We start from the raw sequence: 2115 nt of genomic DNA, 5'->3' as shown, positions 1-2115 counted from the left end.
TGATCCCGCCATCTGCGACCGGGCTCGCGAACCCGCACTGCAGGGCGTGGCATAGCAGGTTGTTCAGAACGGACTACGTAAGCGAGATCGCGCCTGACTGGAGTCCATCGTGACCAAAGGTTCCTTCGCCGAGATGAATTGCCCGATCGCTCAAACGCTTGAGCAGGTGGGCCAATGGTGGATGCTGTTGATACTTCGGAACGCGTTTTGCGGCATGACCCGATTCGAAGAATTTCAGCGGCATCTGGGTATCGGTACCAACATACTGTCGCAGCGCCTTCGCCAGCTGACCGACGATGGAATACTGACACGCACCGTCGCTCCGGATGACGGGCGATCATTCGACTACCGGCTGACAGAAAAGGGTCTGTCGTTATACCCGCTTCTGGTCGCGATGACGGAGTGGGGCGAACGGTGGGTTCCCAATTCGAGTGGCGCGAGGATCCAGTTTATTGAGCGGCGTACCGGACGGGCCATAGCCGGGGTCAGCGTGCGATCCGCCGACGACAGTCCCCTGCGGCCGGATGAGATCGACGTCCGGCCGGGGCCGGGTGCCGATGACAAGACCCACGAACTGATGCAGCCTGCGGAAACCCGGGCAGCGATCAGCACGAAAATGTAGTGTTGATGCAATTCTGATAAGAAGCATTAACCGAGGATAAACGGTATCTTGTTTTCGTCTTGTCGCAGAGCGTGAGGGAACACAATGGTCCTTACTTGTGATGACCAGAACGGTCTACGGAGCGCCGAAACCGATAAGGCGTGCACGGTCATATAGAACGTCTCGAATCGAACTTTCCCGTTTCTCCGCCCGTGCCCGAGGATGGTTTCACCGGATCCGGCCGTTACGGCTTCACACGCGGAACGGAACGGCGGGGACGGGACTCGATTCAGAGACCGCACTCCGGGACGCAGGGTGTGCAACCGACCCGGACATCGGACGTTGAGGAGCCTGCCACCGGTCCAACGACGATTTTCACTCCGAACGTCTCCGAGTTGCGGCGACGCCGGGTAATCACACCGGCCTGAACCGTGGCGAACGCCACGTGCTGGAGGAGGGAGAGAAACCATGAACAACAACATTACGAAATTCTGGCTGAAGCACTATCCGAAAGACGTTCCGACCGAGATCGACCCCTCACGCTACCGCTCGCTGGTACACCTGCTGGAGGAGTCCTTTCGGAAGTTTGCCGGGCAGAACGCCTACGTCTGCATGGACAAACGTCTCACCTATGCGGAGGTCGACGATCACTCCAGGAAACTTGGGGGCTGGCTGCAGAGCACGGGGATGGAGAAAGGTGGCCGTGTGGCCGTCATGATGCCGAACGTGCTCCAGTACCCGATCGCGGTCGCCGCCGTGCTGCGTGCGGGTTATACGGTGGTCAACGTCAATCCGCTGTATACCGCTCGCGAGCTAGAGCACCAACTACGCGATTCCGGTGCCGAGGCGATCATCATCCTAGAGAACTTTGCGACGACGCTGGAGCGGGTGATCGACAGGACCCAGGTCAAGCACGTCGTCGTCGCGGACATGGGCGAAATGCTCGGCGGGGTGAAAGGGCCGCTCGTCAACTTCGCCGTACGACGCGTCAAGAAATTGGTGCCGCCGTATTCTCTGCCGGGTGCGAGCCGCTTCAGGGAGGCATTGACGGAAGGCGCACGCATCGGTTTCGAGCCCGTGTCCTTGGAACACGACGACATCGCATTCCTGCAATACACCGGCGGCACCACGGGCGTGTCGAAAGGCGCCACGCTGACCCATCGTAACGTGATCGCCAACGTGCTGCAGAACGATGCTTGGGCGCGACCGGCGCTGAAGAAGGAGATTGGGGACGGCGAGCTGACCATCGTCTGCGCGCTGCCCCTCTACCACATTCTAGGGCTGACCGCATGCATGCTCATGGGCACGCGTTGGGGCGCCAAAAATATCCTGATTCCGAATCCCCGAGACATTGCCGGGGTCGTCAAGGAGCTCGTAAAGTACAGGTTCAATTTCTTCCCGGGAGTGAACACCCTGTTCAACGGGCTGATGAACAACGTAAGCGCCAACAAATCAGCACCTACATCCTGTCCACGTGATTGCGCACACTGATTCCTTCTTCAACAGGGGGGGAG

2 protein-coding genes are annotated in these 2115 nt (G+C 59.3%); both read left to right on the top strand.

Annotation, left to right across the window (positions count from 1 at the left end; translation table 11 throughout):
- Window positions 1-109: 109 nt before the first annotated feature.
- Window positions 110-622 carry a winged helix-turn-helix transcriptional regulator gene (locus ACPEES_RS23190; protein WP_435106840.1) on the top strand — a complete coding sequence of 171 codons (513 nt, stop codon included), beginning with the start codon at window positions 110-112 and terminating at the stop codon, window positions 620-622.
- A 447-nt stretch (window positions 623-1069) separates the two neighbouring features.
- On the top strand, window positions 1070-2092 hold the full coding sequence (locus ACPEES_RS23185; RefSeq protein ID WP_435106838.1) for an AMP-binding protein: 1023 nt from the start codon (window positions 1070-1072) through the stop codon (window positions 2090-2092).
- The last annotated feature ends 23 nt before the right edge of the window (window positions 2093-2115 follow it).

The sequence above is a fragment of the Arhodomonas sp. AD133 genome (genome assembly GCF_051195215.1).
In the GTDB taxonomy this organism is placed as follows: domain Bacteria; phylum Pseudomonadota; class Gammaproteobacteria; order Nitrococcales; family Nitrococcaceae; genus Arhodomonas.
Note: the sequence above shows the minus strand (reverse complement) of the source record. Positions and strands in the feature narration are given on the sequence as shown.

What these genes read in the sequence shown, in the direction of transcription:
- ACPEES_RS23185 (WP_435106838.1), top strand. Translation starts at nt 1,070, where the DNA reads ATGAACAACAACATTACGAAATTCTGGCTGAAGCACTATCCGAAAGAC.